The 18,321-nt window shown below is 67.0% G+C and carries 22 protein-coding genes and 1 tRNA gene; 6 read left to right on the top strand and 17 right to left on the bottom strand.

The genetic code is table 11. From position 1 onward, the window contains the following. Nucleotides 1-57: 57 nt before the first annotated feature. The 3 genes from CEX88_RS08595 to tgt all read right to left on the bottom strand — a co-directional run bounded on the left by CEX88_RS08595 (nt 58) and on the right by tgt (nt 4,024). Nucleotides 58-1,374, bottom strand: a complete 1,317-nt coding sequence (locus CEX88_RS08595; RefSeq protein ID WP_094293171.1) for an acetyl-CoA hydrolase/transferase family protein — start codon at nt 1,372-1,374, stop codon at nt 58-60. A 78-nt stretch (nt 1,375-1,452) separates the two neighbouring features. Next, on the bottom strand, nt 1,453-2,658 hold the full coding sequence (locus tag CEX88_RS08590) for a saccharopine dehydrogenase C-terminal domain-containing protein (RefSeq protein ID WP_094293170.1): 1,206 nt from the start codon (nt 2,656-2,658) through the stop codon (nt 1,453-1,455). Between the two features lie 88 nt (nt 2,659-2,746). Then, nucleotides 2,747-4,024, bottom strand: coding sequence for a tRNA guanosine(34) transglycosylase Tgt (tgt, locus tag CEX88_RS08585; RefSeq protein WP_238382000.1), 1,278 nt, complete (start codon nt 4,022-4,024; stop codon nt 2,747-2,749). A gap of 17 nt (nt 4,025-4,041) precedes the next feature. Between tgt and CEX88_RS08580 the strand changes: the two genes are divergently transcribed. Next, nucleotides 4,042-4,494 (top strand): lipoprotein LpqH, encoded by a 453-nt coding sequence (locus tag CEX88_RS08580; RefSeq protein ID WP_094293254.1) that lies wholly within the window; start codon nt 4,042-4,044, stop codon nt 4,492-4,494. A gap of 119 nt (nt 4,495-4,613) precedes the next feature. Further along, nucleotides 4,614-5,078, top strand: coding sequence for a lipoprotein LpqH (locus CEX88_RS08575; RefSeq protein ID WP_064394832.1), 465 nt, complete (start codon nt 4,614-4,616; stop codon nt 5,076-5,078). Between the two features lie 55 nt (nt 5,079-5,133). Here the strand turns inward: CEX88_RS08575 and CEX88_RS08570 are convergent, their stop codons facing one another. Beyond that, nucleotides 5,134-5,472, bottom strand: coding sequence for a DUF732 domain-containing protein (locus tag CEX88_RS08570; protein ID WP_094293168.1), 339 nt, complete (start codon nt 5,470-5,472; stop codon nt 5,134-5,136). 57 nt (nt 5,473-5,529) lie between these two features. On the opposite strand from CEX88_RS08570, the gene CEX88_RS08565 reads away from it, so the two are divergent. Both CEX88_RS08565 and CEX88_RS08560 read left to right on the top strand, forming a co-directional pair. After that, complete coding sequence (locus tag CEX88_RS08565) at nt 5,530-5,901, top strand: hypothetical protein (protein ID WP_064394834.1); 372 nt, start codon at nt 5,530-5,532, stop codon at nt 5,899-5,901. Nucleotides 5,902-6,034: 133 nt separating this feature from the next. Continuing rightward, entirely contained in the window at nt 6,035-6,484 is a 450-nt protein-coding gene (locus CEX88_RS08560) for an ATP-binding protein (protein ID WP_066846810.1), read from the top strand. Here the strand turns inward: CEX88_RS08560 and CEX88_RS08555 are convergent. The 6 genes from CEX88_RS08555 to CEX88_RS08530 all read right to left on the bottom strand — a co-directional run bounded on the left by CEX88_RS08555 (nt 6,457) and on the right by CEX88_RS08530 (nt 10,964). Beyond that, nucleotides 6,457-6,897 (bottom strand): response regulator, encoded by a 441-nt coding sequence (locus tag CEX88_RS08555; RefSeq protein WP_064394836.1) that lies wholly within the window; start codon nt 6,895-6,897, stop codon nt 6,457-6,459. The genes CEX88_RS08560 and CEX88_RS08555 overlap by 28 nt on opposite strands. Next, entirely contained in the window at nt 6,894-8,465 is a 1,572-nt protein-coding gene (locus tag CEX88_RS08550) for a sensor histidine kinase (RefSeq protein ID WP_066846801.1), read from the bottom strand. The genes CEX88_RS08555 and CEX88_RS08550 overlap by 4 nt, the downstream gene beginning before the upstream one ends. Next, on the bottom strand, nt 8,462-9,673 hold the full coding sequence (locus tag CEX88_RS08545; protein WP_202931414.1) for a PP2C family protein-serine/threonine phosphatase: 1,212 nt from the start codon (nt 9,671-9,673) through the stop codon (nt 8,462-8,464). The genes CEX88_RS08550 and CEX88_RS08545 overlap by 4 nt, the downstream gene beginning before the upstream one ends. Nucleotides 9,674-9,757: 84 nt before the next feature. Then, nucleotides 9,758-9,848 (bottom strand) — tRNA-Ser (locus CEX88_RS08540). Between the two features lie 136 nt (nt 9,849-9,984). Continuing rightward, nucleotides 9,985-10,443 carry a nucleoside deaminase gene (locus CEX88_RS08535; RefSeq protein ID WP_094293252.1) on the bottom strand — a complete coding sequence of 153 codons (459 nt, stop codon included), beginning with the start codon at nt 10,441-10,443 and terminating at the stop codon, nt 9,985-9,987. Then, entirely contained in the window at nt 10,443-10,964 is a 522-nt protein-coding gene (locus CEX88_RS08530) for a tRNA adenosine deaminase-associated protein (protein ID WP_064418473.1), read from the bottom strand. The genes CEX88_RS08535 and CEX88_RS08530 overlap by 1 nt, the downstream gene beginning before the upstream one ends. A gap of 124 nt (nt 10,965-11,088) precedes the next feature. Between CEX88_RS08530 and CEX88_RS08525 the strand changes: the two genes are divergently transcribed. Continuing rightward, nucleotides 11,089-12,048 carry a prephenate dehydrogenase gene (locus CEX88_RS08525; protein ID WP_202931412.1) on the top strand — a complete coding sequence of 320 codons (960 nt, stop codon included), beginning with the start codon at nt 11,089-11,091 and terminating at the stop codon, nt 12,046-12,048. Here CEX88_RS08525 and CEX88_RS08520 read toward each other — a convergent pair. The 5 genes from CEX88_RS08520 to CEX88_RS08500 are packed head-to-tail and all read right to left on the bottom strand — an operon-like array spanning nt 12,011 to nt 16,149. Next, nucleotides 12,011-12,601, bottom strand: coding sequence for a putative glycolipid-binding domain-containing protein (locus CEX88_RS08520; protein ID WP_094293167.1), 591 nt, complete (start codon nt 12,599-12,601; stop codon nt 12,011-12,013). The two genes, CEX88_RS08525 and CEX88_RS08520, sit on opposite strands and share 38 nt — an antisense overlap. Then, entirely contained in the window at nt 12,594-13,403 is an 810-nt protein-coding gene (locus CEX88_RS08515; RefSeq protein ID WP_094293250.1) for an ABC transporter permease, read from the bottom strand. Before CEX88_RS08515 ends, CEX88_RS08520 begins: the two co-directional genes overlap by 8 nt. A gap of 8 nt (nt 13,404-13,411) precedes the next feature. Continuing rightward, a complete protein-coding gene (locus CEX88_RS08510; protein ID WP_094293166.1) occupies nt 13,412-14,086 on the bottom strand; it encodes an ABC transporter permease in 675 nt (224 codons plus the stop codon). Nucleotides 14,087-14,089: 3 nt separating this feature from the next. Continuing rightward, on the bottom strand, nt 14,090-15,199 hold the full coding sequence (locus tag CEX88_RS08505) for an ABC transporter ATP-binding protein (RefSeq protein ID WP_094293165.1): 1,110 nt from the start codon (nt 15,197-15,199) through the stop codon (nt 14,090-14,092). Beyond that, nucleotides 15,196-16,149 (bottom strand): ABC transporter substrate-binding protein, encoded by a 954-nt coding sequence (locus tag CEX88_RS08500; protein WP_202931411.1) that lies wholly within the window; start codon nt 16,147-16,149, stop codon nt 15,196-15,198. Before CEX88_RS08500 ends, CEX88_RS08505 begins: the two co-directional genes overlap by 4 nt. Before the next feature lie 112 nt (nt 16,150-16,261). Between CEX88_RS08500 and CEX88_RS08495 the strand changes: the two genes are divergently transcribed. Next, the gene (locus CEX88_RS08495; protein WP_094293164.1) at nt 16,262-16,651 is read left to right on the top strand and encodes a LapA family protein; all 390 of its coding nucleotides are present in this window, start codon (nt 16,262-16,264) and stop codon (nt 16,649-16,651) included. On the opposite strand, the gene CEX88_RS08490 is transcribed toward CEX88_RS08495, so the two are convergent. Together CEX88_RS08490 and CEX88_RS08485 are read right to left on the bottom strand one after the other, a co-directional pair. Further along, nucleotides 16,648-17,697, bottom strand: coding sequence for a phosphotransferase family protein (locus tag CEX88_RS08490; RefSeq protein WP_094293163.1), 1,050 nt, complete (start codon nt 17,695-17,697; stop codon nt 16,648-16,650). The two genes, CEX88_RS08495 and CEX88_RS08490, sit on opposite strands and share 4 nt — an antisense overlap. Nucleotides 17,698-17,707: 10 nt before the next feature. After that, nucleotides 17,708-18,310, bottom strand: a complete 603-nt coding sequence (locus tag CEX88_RS08485) for a histidine phosphatase family protein (RefSeq protein WP_094293162.1) — start codon at nt 18,308-18,310, stop codon at nt 17,708-17,710. Nucleotides 18,311-18,321 lie beyond the last annotated feature (11 nt).

Raw genomic sequence — 18,321 nt, 5'->3', positions numbered from 1 at the left:
GCCGCCGTGCGGCGTGTCGGGGACAGACACGGTCGCTCGCGGGAGGGGGGAAGGGCGTCAGACGACAGGCGAGCGCCCCTTGGACGCCCGTTCGGCCGCCGCGAGAAGGTCGTCGCGAAACTGCGGATGCGCGATCGCGGCGAGCGCCTCACCGCGTTCGCGGACGGTCGCGCCCTCCAGTTCCGCGGCGCCGTACTCGGTGACGATCACGTCGACATGGTGTCGCGGCGTGGTGATCACCGCGCCAGGCCCGAACCACGGCACGATCCGCGAATGCAGTTTCCCGTTCTTCTCATACGTCGAGGGCAGACAGATCAGCGAGCGGTCGGACAACTCGAGACCGGTGCCTGCGACGAAATCCTCTGCACCGCCGACGCCGCTGAACTGGTTACCGTCGATGGTGTCGGCGACGACCTGGCCGCCGATGTCGATCGCGAGCGCGCCGTTGATGGACACCATCTCGTGGTTGGCGGCGATCACCTCGGGTGCGTTGACGATCTCCACCGGCAGGAACGCGACGTCGTGATTGCCGTCGAGCCAGGTGTACAGCTCCGCCGAGCCGAACGCGAACGTCGTCACGCTCACACCGTCGTAGATGCCCTTGCCGGTGTTGGCGACCTTTCCCGCACGATGCAGTTGCATACAGCCGTCGGTGAACATCTCGCTGTGCAAACCGTATTCGCCGCCGTCGCCCTCGGCCAGCAACGCCGCGATCCGGCTGGGGATCGAACCGATTCCGGTCTGCAACGTCGCGCCGGGCCGGATGAAGGCGACGGCGTGCTGCGCGATCGCGACATCGGCCTCGGTGGGGGCCGCGCCCGGAAGTGTGAGCGGCGCGTCGGCCGAGTGCACGAGGATGTCGATCTCGTCGACGTGCAGCGCATTGCGCTGCTCGTCGCCGAGCCCGAACGTGCGCGGGTAGGCCTCGGATGCCTCGACGATCAGTATGCGATCGGGATCGGCCCCGGCGCGGTGTAATTCGTTGACCGTGCCACCGGCGTGCAGGGCCAGCGAGCACCAGCCGTCGGCGTCCGGCGGTGTGGCGACGGTCGTCATCACACGCGGAGACTGGCGTTCGAGCAGCGGGCCGAAGCGGCGAAAGTCGGCCGGCGCGAACTCGACATCGGCGCCCGAGTCCCGCAGTGCGCGTTCGAGCGGACCGTAGAAACCCGACAGATAGCGCACGCCGGGACGGGCGAACAGTTCGGTGCCGACCGCCAGCAGCGCCCCGTAGACACGAAGGTTCGTCCAGTCGTCGCGTGCACCCAGCGCGCGCAGGAACGCTGGCGGTTGGCCCGGGCCGAGCGGTATGCCCAGGGTGTCGTCGGTCGCAAGTCGCGCGGCGGCCTGCTCGGCGGTGAGCTCGATCGGCATGGCGAGAACCTACCGCGCCGAGTGTGGGATCGACACACGCCTACCGGCCTCGACGCGTGCGGGTAACCCACGTTCGCGCTACAGCTCGTGCTGGCCCCACGCTGAGCCGTAGGCCGTCAACAGATCCAGGAACGGCACCGCATCGAAGGCCTCGGGGCCGAGAACACCGCTGCCGCTCCAGGTGCCGTTGGCCAGAAGCTCAAGCGCGACAACCGGATTGATCGCCGTCTGCCAGACCACGCACTGATGCCCGTATTCGGCCATCGACCATTCGTTGTCGACGACGTGGTACAGGTAGGTGGAGCGGGGGTTGCCATCCTTGCCGGTTCCCGTCACCCACAGCCCGGCGCAGGTCTTTCCGCGCATCTTCGGCCCGAGGGTGGCGGGATTGGGCAGGCATGCGGCCACCACGTCGCGGGGGCTCACCTCGACGCCGCCGACCGTCACCTTCTCGGTGCGGTCGAGCCCGAGCTTGTGCAGCGTTTTGAGGACGTCGATGAATTCGTTTCCGAGCCCGTACTTGAACGTCGCGCGTTTGCATTTGACCCAGCGCGGCATCAACAACACCTCCTCGTGCTCGACGTTCACGCACTCGACCGGGCCGATACCGTCGGGAAAGTCGAAAACCTCTGGCTCGCTGAAGGGTTCGGTGGTGAACCAGCCCCGGTCGGCCTCCCAGATCACCGGCGGGTTGAGGCACTCCTCGATGGTGGTCCAGATCGAGAACGACGGGGCCAAGTCGTAACCGTCGACGGTCAGGTTCGAGCCGTCGCGGGTACCGAGTTCGTCGATCTCGGCGAACAGGTGATCAGCGGCGTAGCGCGCGAACACGTCCGACAGCCCGGGCTCGACACCGATGCCCACCAATGCCAGCCGACCGGCGTCGCGCCAGCGCTCCTCGGCGGCGAACTGCTCGTCGCCCAGCTCGACCCCGGTGAGCGCGTAGGGCTGTTCGGGGTGGCGCCGCGACAGGCTCATCGCCATGTCGAGGTAGTCGGCGCCGCCGGCCAGCGCGCCGTCGAAGATCGGCATCACGAATCGCGGATCGACCGCGTTCATCACATGGGTGATCCGGTGGGTTCGGACCAGGTCGGCGACGGCGTCGGCGGAGGTGGCGTCGACCCGCGCGGAGACGAACCTCGCATCGCCCGCCGCGTCGGCGGCCCGCCGGGCCCGGTCCTCGTCGTTGTCGGCGACCACGACCGTGTCGAAGAAGTCGCGCCGCGTCGCGATCGAGCAGAACGCCGCGCCCACACCGCCGGCGCCGATCAGCAGAATGCGCATGCGCTAGACGCTATCCCGCCGAGTGTGGCGTTGATGCACGCTCCGACACCCGACAGCGTGCGGGTAACCCACGTTCGCGCCAGAAGTGTCAGCGCGTTCGTGTCGCGTAGTACCGGCCCAGCACGTCGGCGCGCAGCTCGTCGAAGTCACCCGTTTCGATGGCCGCGCGGATGCGGTCGACCAGCCGCACCACGAACCGCTCGTTGTGGATGGTGCACAGGGTCGCCGACAGGATCTCCTTGGCCTTGAACAGGTGGTGGATGTAGGCCTTGGTGTAGTGGGCGCAGGTATAGCAGTCGCAGTCGGCGTCGATCGGGGTGAAGTCCCGGCGGAACCGAGCGTTGGTGATGTTGAAGCGGCCGGTTGTCGAGTACACGGCGGCGTTGCGGGCGACCCGCGACGGAGACACACAGTCGAACGTGTCGGCGCCCGCGGCGATCGCGTCGAACAGATCGTCGGGCTCGCTGATGCCCAGCAGGTGGCGGGGCTTGTCGGCGGGCAGTTCGTCGACCACCCATCCGACAATCGTGGCGAGGTTCTGTTTTTCCAGGGCGCCGCCGATGCCGTAGCCGTCGAATTCGAGGCCCTCGGCGGGCCCGGCCTGTGCGCCGATCGTGACCAGACCGCGGGTGGCCTGTCTGCGCAGGTCCTCGTACTGGGCGCCCTGCACGACCCCGAACAACGCCTGCCCGGGCTTGTCCGGACGCGCCTCGTGCTGCCGCCGGTGCTCGGTCAGACAGCGCACCGCCCAGTCATGCGTCCGCTGCACCGACCGCTCCTGGTATCCGCGGGTGTTGACCAGCGTGGTCAGCTCGTCGAAAGCGAAGATGATGTCCGCGCCTAGCTGATGTTGGATCCGGATCGACACCTCGGGGGTGAACCGGTGGGTGGATCCGTCCAGATGCGATCGAAACGTCACCCCGTCGTCGTCGACGTTGGCCAGTCGCTCCTTGCCTTCGGCGATGATGTCGTCGGCCTGGACGCGCTCGGCGTCCATCGCCAGCACTTTGCGAAAGCCCGCGCCCAGCGACAACACCTGAAAGCCGCCGCTGTCGGTGAACGTCGGACCCGGCCAGTTCATGAACGCCGACAATCCCCCGGCCTCGTCGACGATGTCCGGGCCGGGCTGCAGGTACAGGTGATAGGCGTTCGCCAGAAGAGCCTGCGCACCAAGTTCTTTCATGGTTTCGGGCAGCACCGCCTTGACGGTCGCCTGTGTGCCGACGGGAATGAACGCCGGGGTGCGGATCTCACCGTGGGGGGTGCGGATGACGCCGGTGCGGCCGGCCCGGCCGGGCAGTTGCGCCGTCACGCTGAAAAACGGGGCCGACGACTCTTTCGGAGCGGGAGATTTCGGCACGGCCACGCCGTAGATTCTGCACTGTGAGAAATCGGTGGGTGCCGACGTGCTGTGCCGCCGCGATCGTGCTGACGCCGACCGCATGTTCGAGCAGTCCCGACGATTACACACCGCCGAAGGGCGAACTGGTCGCGGGCACGGCGCAGGTCTCGGTCAACGGCAACGACGAGGGTACGACCGACGCGGTGCAGTGCGACACGACGGGATACCTCACCACCATCACCACGGGCGACGAGACGTCCGGACTCACCGCGATGGTGTCGAACCAGGAAGCCCTGACCGTCGAGTCGGTCAGGATCAACAACCTCGGCGGATTCACCGGCAGCTACACGGCCGGGGTGGGCGCCACGTCCGAGCCGGCCGAGGTTTCCATGACGGGCCGGACCTACGACATCTCCGGTGAAGCCGACGGCTTCGACACCGACAACCCCAGCTTCCGGGCCAACGGCACTTTCAGCGTCCAGGTGTCCTGCTGAGCAGGCGCTGGAGCGGATGATCAATTTTTGCCAGAAACGCTGTGGGCCGGTTTCCCGCGAACCCATACTGCTTTCGGATGATCCGATCTTGACGGGTCACACACACAAAGGAGAACAGGGTGAAGCGTGGGTTACTGGTCGCCGTCGGCGGCGCGGCGATCGTCATCGCAGGTCTATCCGGCTGTTCCTCGGGTGAGAAGAAGTCTGAAACCTCGGGTGAGACATCGACGGCCGCTTCGGCCGAGGGCAAGACCACCGTCACGATCGACGGTCAGGATCAGGCCGTCCAGGGCACCGTCGTGTGCAGCGACATGGGCGGGAACACCAACATCGCGATCGGCGACGCCACCACCGGCATCGGCGCCGTCGTCAGCTCCGGCGACGAACCGACGGTGCAGTCGGTCGGCCTGGGCAACGTCAACGGCGTGACGCTGGGCTACCAGAGTGGAGCCGGCCAGGGCGAGGCCAAGGCCGAGAAGGACGGCAAGACGTACAAGATCAGCGGCACCGCCACGGGCGTCGACATGGCCAACCCGTTGCAGCCGGTCAACAAGCCCTTCGAGATCGAAGTCACCTGCCCGTAGGGCAATCATCGAGCGTGAGAGAAGGCGGCGTCCCGACAAGGGGCGCCGCCGCTTTTCATCCGGTGTAGCCGGCGGCCGATTGGCGCAACTGCCAGATCTGCGCCGGGCACAGCTCGTTGACCGCCTGGTTGATCAGGTAAGCGCCCTGATACTTGTCGGTCGTGTGGAAGTCGGCGGTCACCTGGTCCACCAGCTGGCCGTAGCTCATCTTGCCCGCCACCCGGTCGCAGATCGTCCTGCCGTAGCCGATGGCGGCGTCGGCGTTGGGGAAGTTGTATCCCGGACGCACGTGCACGTTGACCAGATACGCGACCGCATCGGCGTTGGCCGTCGGAGCGGAGATCAACGCAGCCGCGCCCGCCGCGGCGACCAGGGTAACCAACACCGGCTTCATGGCTTAAGAGCCTATTCCGTGTCCACCGTCGATGCGGGGCACTTAGGCTAGCCACCTATGAGGCTCATGGCTGCAGCTGCGCTCGCGTGCGGATTCGTCGCCGCACCGCTGATGACCGCCGCGAATGCGCCGGCATCCCCCGGCTACTGCGACGGCGCCGACTGTGTTCCCTACGTCGACCGGAGCGCGGTGGAGGGCACGCACTGCGTGCAGAACACCCGCTACAACTTCGGGATCGACGCCTCGGGCAACACGCTGGCGTGCAACTCGCGCAGCACCTGGGTCTCGTCGCCGCCGCTGGTCGGCGTCCGCACCAACCGTCTGCCGTGCGGCGATGCGACCGGAGTGGCCCAGACCCCCGACGGCATCCCGCTGAGCTGCAAACAGGGTGCGTGGACACCCGACTATCAGGTGATCTTCTACGGCTGACGACCACCGGTACGCGCGGCGCGCTCGCCTTTCGTCGTCCTCGTGTGTGATCTGCGCCTCGCTATTGTTTTGAGACCCAAGCGTATGCGTGACATACGTGAGGAATCGGGGCAAGCGGGGTACAACCACGGGCGTGGTGATCGATGTGCGTCTGCGGCCGGCAGACCCTCTGAGGATCGAGGTTCCGGCCACCGCGGATCGACTGGCACAGATTCGCCGCAGTTTGGTCGGGTGGATGGAACCGATCGGCGTGCCCGACGACGTGAGCGCCGACATCGTGCTCGCGGTCAACGAGGCCGCCACCAACTGCGTCGAGCATGCTTACCAGGACTCCCCCGAGGGAGAGATGGTGGTCGAGGCGACTGTCGAGGACGCGCGGATCGTGGTCTGTGTTTCAGATCACGGGCAGTGGCGGACCCCGAGCACGGAGCCGACGACCCGCGGGCGCGGCCTTCCGATCATCCGCGCGGTCGGCAACGGTGTGGAGGTCATGAAATCGACGTCGGGCACGACCGTGCGCATCGACTTCGACGTGACCGACGACGAACGCGGCGGTCAGGAATTGGGCAGCCGAACCACCTGAACGAAGAACTCGTCGATCTGGCGGACGGCGTTCATGAACTGATCGAGATCGACGGGCTTGGTGACATACGCGTTGGCGTGCAGTTTGTAGCTGCGCAGGATGTCTTCCTCCGCCGATGATGTGGTGAGCACCACCACGGGGATATGGCTGAGCTCGGCGTCGGACTTGATCTGCTCGAGCAACTGCCTGCCGTCGTATTTCGGCAGGTTCAGGTCGAGCAGGATCAGGTCGGGCCGCGGCGCGTCGGCGTACTTGCCTCGGCGGTAGAGGAAGTCGAGTCCCTCCTCGCCGTCGTGCGCGACGTGCAAGGTGTTCTTGATCTTGTTGTGCTCGAATGCTTCTCGGGTGATCAGCTCGTCACCCGGGTCGTCCTCGACGAGCAGCACGTCGATCGCCCGGCCGTCCAGTGTCATACAGTTGATCCTTCCATTTCGGCCGCGACGGGCTCGTCAACGACGCAGGGAATGGTGAAGCGGAACCTGGTGCCCTCGGTGTGGCCGGTGTCGATCCAGATGTTACCGCCGTGGTGCTCGACGATCTTCTTGCACAGCGCCAGGCCGATACCCGTTCCGGTGTAGACCTCACGGCCGTGCAGGCGCTGGAAGATCACGAAGACCTTCTCGGCGAACTCCTCGGGAATGCCGATCCCGTTGTCGGTGACGGTGAAAAGCCACGCGCCCTCGCGGGTGCCCTCGCCGACGGTGCAGTCGATGACGATCCGCGGCGCGGCGTCGGGCCGGCGGAACTTCACCGCATTGCCGATCAGGTTCTGCCACAGCATCGTCAACAGCGTCGGGTCGCCCTTGACGGTAGGCAGCGGCTCTCCGGTGCGCACCACCTCCGCACCGGATTCCTCGATCGAGGCCGACACGTTGTCGATCGCGTCGGCCAGCACGGCATCGAGGTCGACGTCGGCTTCGGTCGAGCCGAGCCTGCCGACGCGGGAGAAGGTGAGCAGGTCGTTGATCAGCACCTGCATGCGTTTGGCGCCGTCGACGGCGAAGCGGATGTACTCGACGCCGCGCTCGTCGAGCTTGTCGCCGTAGCGCTTCTCGATCAGCTGGCAGAACGAGGCCACCTTGCGCAGCGGCTCCTGCAGGTCGTGTGAAGCCACATAGGCGAACTGTTCGAGTTCGGCGTTTGACCGTTGCAGTTCCAGGGCTTGGTCGCCGAGTTGCTCTTTGGCCGACCGCGAGGCGGCCAGCTCGTCGACGATGCGTTGGCGCATGTCCTCCACATCCGCAGCGATCGCCTGAATGTCACGCGGGCCGCGCACCGCGATCTTCTCGTCGAAGTTCCCCTCGGTGATCCTGCGGCACGAGGCGGCGAGCTGCTCGAGGGGGCGGGTGACGGCCTTGCGCACCAGGACCGCCAGCACGATGCCGGCGACGAAGAACGCCACGAGGATCGCGATCAACAGGGTGTCTCGCCAGGTCTGCACGGCGGCGAGCTCGTCGACCGCATCCTGACGGGCCTGTGACAGGTCGCGGTTCTGGGTGTTGAAGAGCACGCGCAGGGCGTCGAACCCTTGTTTGCCCCGCTCGGCGGTGGCGGCGTCCAGAACCTTCGGCATCCCGGGTGTCACCGAGGCAATCAGCGGGTCCGCGTACGTCGAGCGCCACTCGGCCGCGGCCTTCTCGATCGCTTCCAGGTCGCCGATGAGCTTCTCCCGGTGGCCGATTCCGTCGCGGATCTGCCGCGCCGCCTCATTTTCGACCTGCTGACCCTCGAAGTAGGGGTCGAGGAATTGGAGATCGGCGGCGATCGCGTAACCGCGCACAGCGGTCTCCTGGTCGCGAAGGGCCGCCTGCAACTGATACGCCGCCACCCGGGCGGGTTGGATACCGAGGTTCAGCTCGCGCGAGACCTCGTCGGTCCGGTTCAACAGCAGCGCACCCACGATCGCGCCGGCGATGACCACCACGCCCATCAGGGACAGCACGAGGTTCTGCCACCCCTGGACGGTGAGGCGACCCCTCATCCGGTGATCGTCCGCTCCACCCGCACCACCGCGATGTCGTCGCTGATACCGCCCACCGACTGCGCGCGGCGCTCCACGTCGTCGATCAGCGCGGTGACGAACTCGCGACCGGGCAGGTGCGCGTAGCCCCTGGCGACTTCGAGCAGGCCCGCCTCGCCGAGGCGTTCGGTTCCGCGACCGGAGCGACCCTCGAACAAGCCATCGGTCAACAGCACCAAGCCGTACCCTGGGGGCAGTTCAAAAAGGTTCAGCGGCCACTCGAGTCCGTACAGGCCGAGCGCCGGGCCGACCTCCGGTTCCAGCCACTCCACGGTGTTGTCCCCGTGCAGCAGCATGCCGGGATGACCGGCGGACACGACGTTGAAGCTGAGGTTGTCGGTGGACATCGCAACGCTGAGCACCGTCGCAAAGATGCTCGACCCCGGGCGTTCGGTGCTCAAAATCCGTTCCAACTGGCGCATGCGTTCGTTGCCGCGCAAGCCGGCGAACGTCAGTGCGCGCCAGCCGATCCTCAACGCCACGCCCAGCGCGGCCTCGTCGGGTCCGTGGCCGGCCACGTCACCGACCATGACGTGCAGGGTGCGGTCGGGGGTCTGCACGAAGTCGTAGAAGTCGCCGCCGAGCAGTGCGTGCTGACGACTGGGGCGGTACTCGGCGACGATGTCGATTCCGGGTTGATCGAGGAGCAGCGGGGACGGCAGCAGGCCACGCTCGAGGCGGGCGTTCTCCATCGCGCGCAGCTCGCTGGCGTGCAGTTCCACCGACGTCAGCTCGGCGCGTTTGCGTTCCACGGCGTAGAGCAGGGCGCGGCGCAGCGTCTCCGGTTCGACGCGACCCTTGACGAGGTAGTCCTGGGCGCCGGCAGCGACGGCCGAGATGCCGAAGTGCTCGTCGTTGAGACCGGTCAACACGACGATCGGCATGGTGATGTCGCGCCTGGCGACGCGGTCGAGGGCCTTGATGCCGTCGGCGTCCGGAAGGTTCAGATCCAGCAGCACGCAGTCCGGGCGGGAAACCTCCAGATGCTGTTCGGCATCCTCCATGGACGGCGCCCACACGACGTTGATGTTGGAGTCGGCGTCGGCGATCAACTCCTCGACCAGGATGGCGTCGCCGCGGTCGTCCTCGACGAGCAGCACCGAGAACGGGCGCAGCCCAGCACCACCCCCGGCCGAGGCCCAGGGGTCCTGGTCATGAAGCGCGCGCATATACCAATTCTCTCGGGTTGGTCACCGCGGTCGCCTCGACCTCTGCTTCAGTGACGGATTCTGACAATAGTGCCTGAATCGTTGTGGCGGTGGCGGAGGGATTTGAACCCTCGGACGGGGGTTACCCGTCACACGCTTTCGAGGCGTGCTCCTTAGGCCGCTCGGACACGCCACCGTGTGGCAGCTTACCGGGCGCACACCGGTCTACTCCAATCGCTGTCGGGCAGTTGTTTCTGTTCGCGAGAGCTACACCAGGGTCGTGAACCACGGGCCGACCGGGACCCTGGTGTACGTCTCGCGAGACACAGGCGTCAACGCTGCCGGGAGAAGAACGCCTCCAGCGGCGCCGCGCATTCGTCGGCCAGCACGCCGCCGCGCACCTGCGGTCGGTGGGTCAGCCGCCGGTCGCGCACCACATCCCATAACGACCCGACGGCCCCGGTCTTGGGCTCCCAGGCGCCGAACACCACCCGCGCCACGCGCGCCATCACCAGCGCGCCCGCGCACATAGTGCAGGGTTCGACGGTGACCGCCAGCGTGGTGCCCTCCAACCGCCAGCTGTCGCCGAGCACCGCCGCGGCGGCCCGGATCGCGAGGATCTCGGCGTGCGCGGTGGGATCGCCGAGGGCTTCGCGCTCATTGGCGGCGCGCGCCAACTCGGTGCCGTCGGCTGAGACGACGACCGCCCCGATCGGCACGTCGCGCGGACCGGCGCTACGTGCAGCTTCGAGGGCGGCGCGGATCAGTGCCTCGTCGTCGGGCTGCGCGATCACCGGCCCATACGGTCGAGTACTGCCGACAACTCGTCGGCGAAGCCCATCTCGCGCGCGATCCGGCCCAGCTGTTCGTCGGCGTAGAGGTCGGACTCGTCGAGGATGACGCCGAGCACGGCCTCGGGCAGGCCGATGTCCGAGAGCAGACCCAGGTCGCCCTCCTCGAACGGTTCGGCCTCCTCGAGCTCCTCGGGCTCGATGTCGGCGTCGAGCATCTCCAAGGCTTCGGCGGCGATGTCGTAGTCCAGGGCGGCGGTGGCATCCGACAGGAACAGCCGCGCGCCAGAGGGGGCGGGGCGCACGATGACGAAGAACTCGTCGTCGATGTCCAGCAGCCCGAACACCGCTCCCGCGCTGCGGATTTCGCGTAGTTCCCGCTCGGCGTCGGTGAGGCTAGTCAGGGCCGCTTCGCGCATCGGCGCGCATCGCCACTTGCCGTCCTCACGGACGACAGCAACGCCGAAGCCGTCGGGAGTGTCCGTGGACTGCTCCCGCGCCTGTGCACGCTGTGCTCCCATGTCGGCCTACGGTAGTCGTCGACCATGCCCTTTTCCATGTCCTTAACGCGTCCGCACCCCCCTTTTCCAGTATCGACGCCGATCCCGACGTGGTCGACGGCGCTCGATATGCCAACCTTGACGGGTGACCAACACCCCGGTTTGCGTGCTCGGCCTCGGGCTGATCGGTGGCTCGGTCATGCGCGCAGCTGCGGCCGCCGGACGCGAGGTGTTCGGTTACAACCGGTCTCTGGAAGGCGTCCAGGCCGCGACCGCCGACGGGTTCGACGCAGGCGAGGACCTTGACGCCGTGCTGAAGCGGGCGGCGGCCGACAACGCGCTGATCGTGTTGGCGGTGCCGGTGCCCGCCCTGGGCCAGATGCTGGGCCACATTCGCGACACCGCCCCGGACTGTCCGCTGACCGATGTGACAAGCGTGAAAACCGCTGTGCTGCAAGAGGTCCAGACATACGGCCTGCTCGAGCGATTCGTCGGCGGGCACCCGATGGCGGGCACCGCGCACTCGGGTTGGGCGGCGGGCGACGCCCGGTTGTTCGTCGACGCTCCGTGGGTCGTCTGCGTCGACGATCACGTCGACCCGCATATCTGGACGCTGGTGATGAACCTGGCGCTGGACTGCGGCGCGGTCGTCGTCCCCGCCCGCTCCGATGAACACGACGCGGCCGCCGCGACGATCTCTCATCTGCCCCACCTGCTGGCCGAGGCACTCGCCGCCACCGCCGGTGAGGTGCCGCTGGCGTTCGCGCTGGCGGCCGGTTCGTTCCGCGACGGCACCCGCGTCGCCGCCACCGCGCCGGATATGGTGCGGGCGATGTGCGAGGCCAACGCCGACGAACTGCTGCCGGTGTTGGACCGCACGCTGGAACTGCTCACCGACGCCCGCGACGCGCTCGCCGCGCGCAGACCGCTGACCGAACTCGTCGACTCCGGGCACGCCGCCCGGATTCGCTATGACAACTTCGACAGGACGGGGATCGTCACGATCGTCGTCGGCGAAGAGCAGTGGCGCGAGGAACTGGCCGCTGCGGGCCGCGCAGGCGGGGTGATCAGATCCGCTCTGCCAACCCTGGATAATCGAGGATGAACCCGTCCGAGTCGACGCTGATCGTGGTGTCGGCGACGGGCGAGTGCAGCTTGATTCCGTCTTCGGCGCTGCTGTAGCTGATCACCGCCGTCTCCACCGACAGTTCCGGCAGTCGCACGTACACCACCGGGCAGCTGATGGAATCGGTCCGCTGATACAGCCCGGTACGCCGGATCGGCAGGGCGTTGAAGAACGGGCTGAAGATGACGTCGACGTCCAGCGCGCCGTCGTACGCGGCGCGACGGGTCTCCCCGGTGTGCTGCTGAACCAGCCACATGTTCTCTTCGTCGCGGGCGATCGAGAGTTGCCGCTCGCGCTCGGCGAGTGTGACGGTCATGGACAGCCGTTTGGTACCGCCGGCCTCGTCCGTCACCAAGTCGTAGGAAGCGGAGAACGCCGGGTGAAAGGGTGTAGCGGCGGCCACGATCCTGCCGTAGGCCTTGATGCGGTTGCCCGACACATGCACCCGGACCGATTCCATTCGAGGGATGTCGTGCGCCCGCCACGTCAGGATCGCCGGCCATGTCTTCTCGGAGCCGCCTGCTTCACTCACCCCTATACCGTATGCGAACCGTCCCTCGTTCGTAACGTGCTGGGTCTTTGCTTTTTGGGCCGCGCTGTGATGTTGCGCGGGGACGGGATTCGAGAACGACTTCGTCGCCGAGAAACGGCTGGGGCATGCGCCGCCCACTTCGCAGGCGCCCGGTTCCCGGCACCGACGCCCACACCGCGAACGCGAGCGCGGCATCGAGCAACAACGCCAGCGCCGTCACCATCAGCGCGCCGACCAAGGCCAGATGGAACTCGCGCACCTTGATGCCGTCGATCAGGTAGCGGCCCAGCCCGCCGAGACTGGCGTATGCGGCGACGGTCGCGGTGGCCACGATCTGCAGCGTGGCGGTCCGCAGCCCGCCCAGGATCAACGGCATCGCGATCGGCGTCTCCACGCGCAGCAGGATGCGCCGTTCGGTCATGCCCATGGAGCGGGCGGCGTCGACGACGGTGGGGTCCACGTTGGCGATGCCTGCATACGTGCCCGCCTGCAGCGGCGGAATGCCCAGCAGCATCAGCGCAACGGTCGGCGGTACCAGCCCGAGTCCCCACAGCAGCACACCGAGCAGCAGCACACCCAGCGTCGGCAGCGCGCGCAGTGCGTTGACACCGGTGACGACGATGAATGTCCCCCGCCCGGTGTGTCCGATCAGCATCCCGACCGGAATGGCGATGAGCGCCGAGAAGAACAGCGCGAGCACCGTGTACTCGAGGTGCTCGACGGTGCGGGCGAGCAACCCGGCGGGCCCACTCCAGTTGGCCGCGGTGAACAGGTAGGACAGCGCCTCCTGCAAAAACCCCATCGGACCCGTCACGACGCCGCCTTGAGCCTGCGCCACACCGGCACCCCGCGGGTCGCGCGCGTCCACGGTGTGAGCGCCTTTCCGACCAGCATGATCAGGGTGTCGATGACGATCGCGAGCACGAAGATCGCGATGATGCCGGCGATGATCTGATCGCTCTTATTCGCCTGGTAGCCCTCGGTGAACCAGGTGCCCAGCCCGCCGATGCCGATCACCGATCCGACCGCGACCATCGAGATGTTGGTGACCGCGACCACGCGCAAACTGGCGATCAGGACCGGAACCGCCAGCGGCAGTTCGACTTTCACCATCCGCGTCAGGGGCCGGTATCCGACCGCCGTCGCTGCGTCGCGCACCGTCGGCGACACCGCGTCCAGCGCCTCCGGCACCGCCCGCACCAGCAGGGCCACGGTGTAGAGCGTCAGCGCCACGATCACGTTCGCCTCGTCGAGGATGCGTGTGGGGATGATCAGGGGCAGGACGACGAACAGCGCCAGCGACGGGATGGTGAAGACGATGCTGGCGGTGATCGTGGTCAGGCGCCGCGCCGTGGTGGTGCGCTGGATCGCAGCACCCACCGGTACGGCGATGATCAGGCCGAGCACGATCGGAATCAGCGAAAGGCGCAAATGGATCACCGTCAGTGCCCACAAGTCGTCGAGGTGCGTGAGCAGATAGCGCATCCGCTAGCCCAGCTCCGGGACCCGGCGTTGCTTGTCGAGTTCGGCCAGCACGTCGTCGGCCTTCACCCCGCCGATCAGCCGGCCGTCGTCGTCGACGGCGACCCCCATCCCGCTCGGCGAGGACAGCGCGGCGTCGAGCGCGTTGCGCAGCGTCCCGTCGGGCCGAAACAGTGAACCACCGGCGATCGTGCTGTCGTAGAGCGACTTTCCGGTGCGGCGCAGGGCGACACCGTCGGCGTTGATCCAGGCGAACGGTTTCCGATCGTCCTTGGTGACCAGCCGCCAATCACCGGGCCTCAACTCCAGCGCTTCGACATCGCCTTCGTCGACGTGGCCGATGTCGTGCAGTGGCAGGCCCGACGCGTGGAAGAACTGCAGTCCGCGGTATCCACGGTCGGCGCCGACGAACGCGGCCACCTCCTCGTTGGCCGGATTGGACAGGACGAACGACGGCTCACCGTACTGCTGCAGCACCCCGCCACGGCCGAACACGGCGACGCGATCGCCGAGCTTGACCGCCTCGTCGATGTCGTGGGTGACGAAGACGATGGTCTTGCGCAGTTCGCTTTGCAGACGGGCGATCTCGGCCTGCAGCTCCTCTCGCACGACGGGGTCGACGGCGCTGAACGGTTCGTCCATCAGCATGATCGGCGGGTCGCCGGCCAGCGCGCGCGCCACCCCGACACGCTGTTGTTGACCACCGGACAGTTGCGCCGGATAGCGGTCGGCGAGCTTGACGTCCAGACCCACCCGTTCCATCACCTCGAGTGCGGATCGCCGTGCGCTGCGCCGTGATTCACCCTGCAACACCGGGACGGTGGCGACGTTGTCGACCACTCGTAGGTGGGGCATGAGGCCCGCGCTCTGAATCACATAGCCGATACCGAGCCTCAGCTTGACCGGGTCCGCCTTGGTGACGTCGCGTCCGTCGACGGTCAGGGTGCCCGAGGTGGGCTCGATCATCCGGTTGATCATCCGCATGGACGTGGTCTTGCCGCAGCCCGACGGGCCGACGAAGACCGTCAACGTTCCCTCGGGCACCTCGAGGGTGAGGTCGTCGACCGCGACGGTGCCGTCCGGGTAACGCTTGGTGACGTTGGAGAACTCGATCACTTCTGCACCGGTTTGTCGAATCCGTTCTCCGCGATCCACTTCTGCGCCGCTTCGTCGGGGTCGATGCCGCGGTTTCCCTCGACCGAGGTGTTGAGCTCGATCAAAGCCTCGGTGGTCAGCTTCGCACTGACCGCGTCGAGCACCGTCTTGAGGTCGGTGGACATCTTCTGCGACGCGACCAGCGGCACGACATTGGCCGCGAGGAACACGTTCTCGGGGTCTTCGAGCACGACGAGATTGTTCTTCTCGATCGCCGGTGACGTGCTGAAGATGTTGGCGGCGGTGATCGCCCCGCTGATGAGCGCCTGCACGGTCGCCGGCCCGCCACCGTCGCTGATGGCGACGAAGTTCGCCGGTGCGATGTCGAGCCCATACCGTTCCTTGAGTCCCACCAGGCCGGTGACCCGCGTCTGAAACTCCGATGGCCCACCGACTTTCACTTCCGGCGAGTGCTCGGCGAGGTCGCCGATGGTCTTGAGGTTCCACCGCTGCGCGGTCGCCTCGGTCACCGCCAGGGTGTCCTTGTCCTCGGCCGGAGACGGATACAGGATCGACAGGTCACCGGGCAGCACCTTGAGCAGTTCGAGCAGGACGGCGTCGGGGGTGGTGGCGGTGGTGTCCTCGTCGAAGTACTGCAGGAGGTTGCCTGTGTACTCACCGATCAGGTCGATCGAGTGGTCCTGCACGGCGGGGATGTAGGTCTCGCGGCTGCCGATCCCGAACTGCCGTCGCACGGTGAAGCCGTTGGCCTCCAGCGCCTGGGCGTAGATCTCGGCGATGATCTTGGACTCCGTGAAGTCCGCGGACCCCACCGCGATCGTCTTGAGGTCACCGGAGATCTCGCCGCCGCCGAGCGGGTTCGAGCTGCCACAGGCCGTGCTCATCAGGAGCGCGAGAACCATCACCGCCACGGCGAACGGCAGGCGCCGGCGTCGCGGCATCGAGGTCATGATCTCGACAGTATCGGCATCGCCGCAGCTACGCGCGGTTTGTCCGGCCCACGATTCGACCGTCGACGTCAAATGCCGTTTGTCGGGGCCGGGAAGGGGCAAACTTGGACCCATGAGCACCGATCCGTACGGTCCGTCAGCGCAGAACGAACCGGACCCCTACGGTCCACCCAATCCCGGGCCGCCGGTTCCGCCGACGGACGGCGAGATCGCCGATCGCACCGCACCGTCGGTCAAGAAGGTCCATTTCACCCGCGCGGCCGCGCTCTGGTCGGCAGTGATCGCAGGCTTCCTCATCCTCATCCTGCTGCTGATATTCATCGCGCAGAACACTGAATCGACCGAGTTCGCCTTCCTCGGTTGGAACTGGTTCATGCCGAGGGGTGTGGCGATTCTGTTCGCCGCGGTGTGTGGCGGCCTGATCACGGCGTTGGCGGGGGCAGCACGCATGGTGCAACTGCGTCGCGCCGCCAAGAAGAACTACAAAGCCGCGCTCCGTTAGCGCAACGACTCGAGTCCGGCGTCGATCAACGGAGCGACCGCGTCGTCGACCATCGTGACGAAGTCGGCCGGCGCGCCGCCCACCCTGCCGCGGTAGGCGATGCCGGCCGCGATGATCGCGAGCTTGAAGTACGCAAGGCCCATGTAGAACTCCCAATGGTCCAGCGGCTGACCAGATGCCACCGAATACCGTTGCGCGAGTTGGTCTGCCGACGGAATCAGCGGTGACGCCCACGCGGCGTCGGCGTGCACGAGGTTGAACATGGGGTGGCGGTACACGCACATCAGGGCGGCATCGCTGATGGGATCGCCCAGGGTCGACATCTCCCAGTCGAGCACCGCGAGCACCTTGCTGCCGTCGGTGGCGTCGAGCATCGTGTTGTCGATGCGGTAGTCGCCGTGCACGATCGCGCTGCGGCTCTGCGCCGGGATCGTCTCTCCGAGTGCGGTGTGCAGCCGCTTGACGTCGTCGTCGCGTTCGTCGTCCTCTCGGCGCACCAGCTCCCACTGCCCACCCCAGCGCTTCACCTGGCGCTCGAGGTATCCGGTGGGCTTGCCGAAGTCGCCGAGACCGACCTCCTCGGGGTCCAGGGCGTGCAGGTCGGCGAGCACCTTGATCAACGCGTCGACACAGGCCTCGATGTCGGACTTGTCGCCGAGGGTCTCGAGTTCGGATGTGTGCCGGATGACTCGCCCTTCAACGTAGTCGACCATCTGGAACGGTGCGCCGAGCACCGAGTCGTCGTTGCGCATGGTCACCGCGCGAGGGACGGGCACGGCGGTGTTCTGCAACGCCGAGATCACCTTGTACTCGCGGGCCATATCGTGTGCCGACGGCGTCAAACCGTGCAGCGGCGGTCTGCGCAGCACCCACTTCGACTGGTCGTCGAACACCAGGAAAGTCAGGTTGGACCGGCCGCCGGAGATCAACTCGGCGCGCAGGTCACCGGAGCGGGCGATGCCCTCCGAACGCAGATGACGGTCGAGGGCGTGGAGGTCGAGCCCTTCGAGTCGGGCGGGCTTGGACGGGTGCGGCTCAGCGGTCATTGGAAAATGTCTACCACTGTTGATTTCTGGGCAGCAGGTCCCATACGTGCTCAGTGGAGTTGATTCCCGCGACGAAGAACGTCTCGCGCGACGACGACCACAACACCCGGGTGATGCCGGCGTAGTCGACCTGCACGCACAGCAGGCGCTCGGTGCCCATGACGTCGTGAACCAGGGCGTTGATGACGCCGCCGTGGCTGAACAGCGCGACAGTGTCCTCCCGGTCGGCGGCCTTGACGATGTCGTCGACCCCGGCCTTGACCCGGGCGATGAACGCCGACTGATCGACGCCGCTGGGCAGCTCACCGTTGGCCAGGCGGCGCATGTCCTCCTCGGAGATCTCCTCGACCGGCGTGTAGTGCGAGAGGTCGCGGTCGTACTCGGCGAGCCGGTCGTCGATGTCGATCGACAGGCCGAGCGCCTCGGCGACCGGCTCGGCGGTCTGGATCGCCCGCTTCTGCGGGCTGCTGACCAACCGTGAGATGGGGAAGCGCGCCAACGCGTCGGGCAGGCGTTTTGCCTGTTCGATGCCTTCTTCGGACAGGTCGGGGTCAGAGCCCTGCCCCGGCTCGCTGCGAAGCGGCAACGCATGTCGAATGATGAGCAACTGCACCGTGCCACCAT

The organism is Mycobacterium neumannii, assembly GCF_002245615.1.
In the GTDB taxonomy this organism is placed as follows: domain Bacteria; phylum Actinomycetota; class Actinomycetes; order Mycobacteriales; family Mycobacteriaceae; genus Mycobacterium; species Mycobacterium neumannii_A.
The sequence above is the reverse complement of the archived record's forward strand: the minus strand, read 5'-3'. Positions and strand labels throughout refer to the sequence as shown.

Bases quoted from the DNA above. Each gene is read 5' to 3' on its own strand.
- CEX88_RS08550 (WP_066846801.1), bottom strand. From the start codon at position 8,465: ATGAGGGGTCGCCTCACCGTCCAGGGGTGGCAGAACCTCGTGCTGTCC.
- CEX88_RS08530 (WP_064418473.1), bottom strand. From the start codon at position 10,964: ATGGGAGCACAGCGTGCACAGGCGCGGGAGCAGTCCACGGACACTCCC.
- CEX88_RS08555 (WP_064394836.1), bottom strand. From the start codon at position 6,897: ATGACACTGGACGGCCGGGCGATCGACGTGCTGCTCGTCGAGGACGAC.
- CEX88_RS08510 (WP_094293166.1), bottom strand. From the start codon at position 14,086: ATGCGCTATCTGCTCACGCACCTCGACGACTTGTGGGCACTGACGGTG.
- CEX88_RS08545 (WP_202931414.1), bottom strand. From the start codon at position 9,673: ATGCGCGCGCTTCATGACCAGGACCCCTGGGCCTCGGCCGGGGGTGGT.
- CEX88_RS08590 (WP_094293170.1), bottom strand. From the start codon at position 2,658: ATGCGCATTCTGCTGATCGGCGCCGGCGGTGTGGGCGCGGCGTTCTGC.
- CEX88_RS08495 (WP_094293164.1), top strand. From the start codon at position 16,262: ATGAGCACCGATCCGTACGGTCCGTCAGCGCAGAACGAACCGGACCCC.
- CEX88_RS08565 (WP_064394834.1), top strand. From the start codon at position 5,530: ATGAGGCTCATGGCTGCAGCTGCGCTCGCGTGCGGATTCGTCGCCGCA.
- CEX88_RS08515 (WP_094293250.1), bottom strand. From the start codon at position 13,403: ATGGGGTTTTTGCAGGAGGCGCTGTCCTACCTGTTCACCGCGGCCAAC.
- CEX88_RS08570 (WP_094293168.1), bottom strand. From the start codon at position 5,472: ATGAAGCCGGTGTTGGTTACCCTGGTCGCCGCGGCGGGCGCGGCTGCG.
- CEX88_RS08500 (WP_202931411.1), bottom strand. From the start codon at position 16,149: ATGACCTCGATGCCGCGACGCCGGCGCCTGCCGTTCGCCGTGGCGGTG.
- CEX88_RS08490 (WP_094293163.1), bottom strand. From the start codon at position 17,697: ATGACCGCTGAGCCGCACCCGTCCAAGCCCGCCCGACTCGAAGGGCTC.
- CEX88_RS08595 (WP_094293171.1), bottom strand. From the start codon at position 1,374: ATGCCGATCGAGCTCACCGCCGAGCAGGCCGCCGCGCGACTTGCGACC.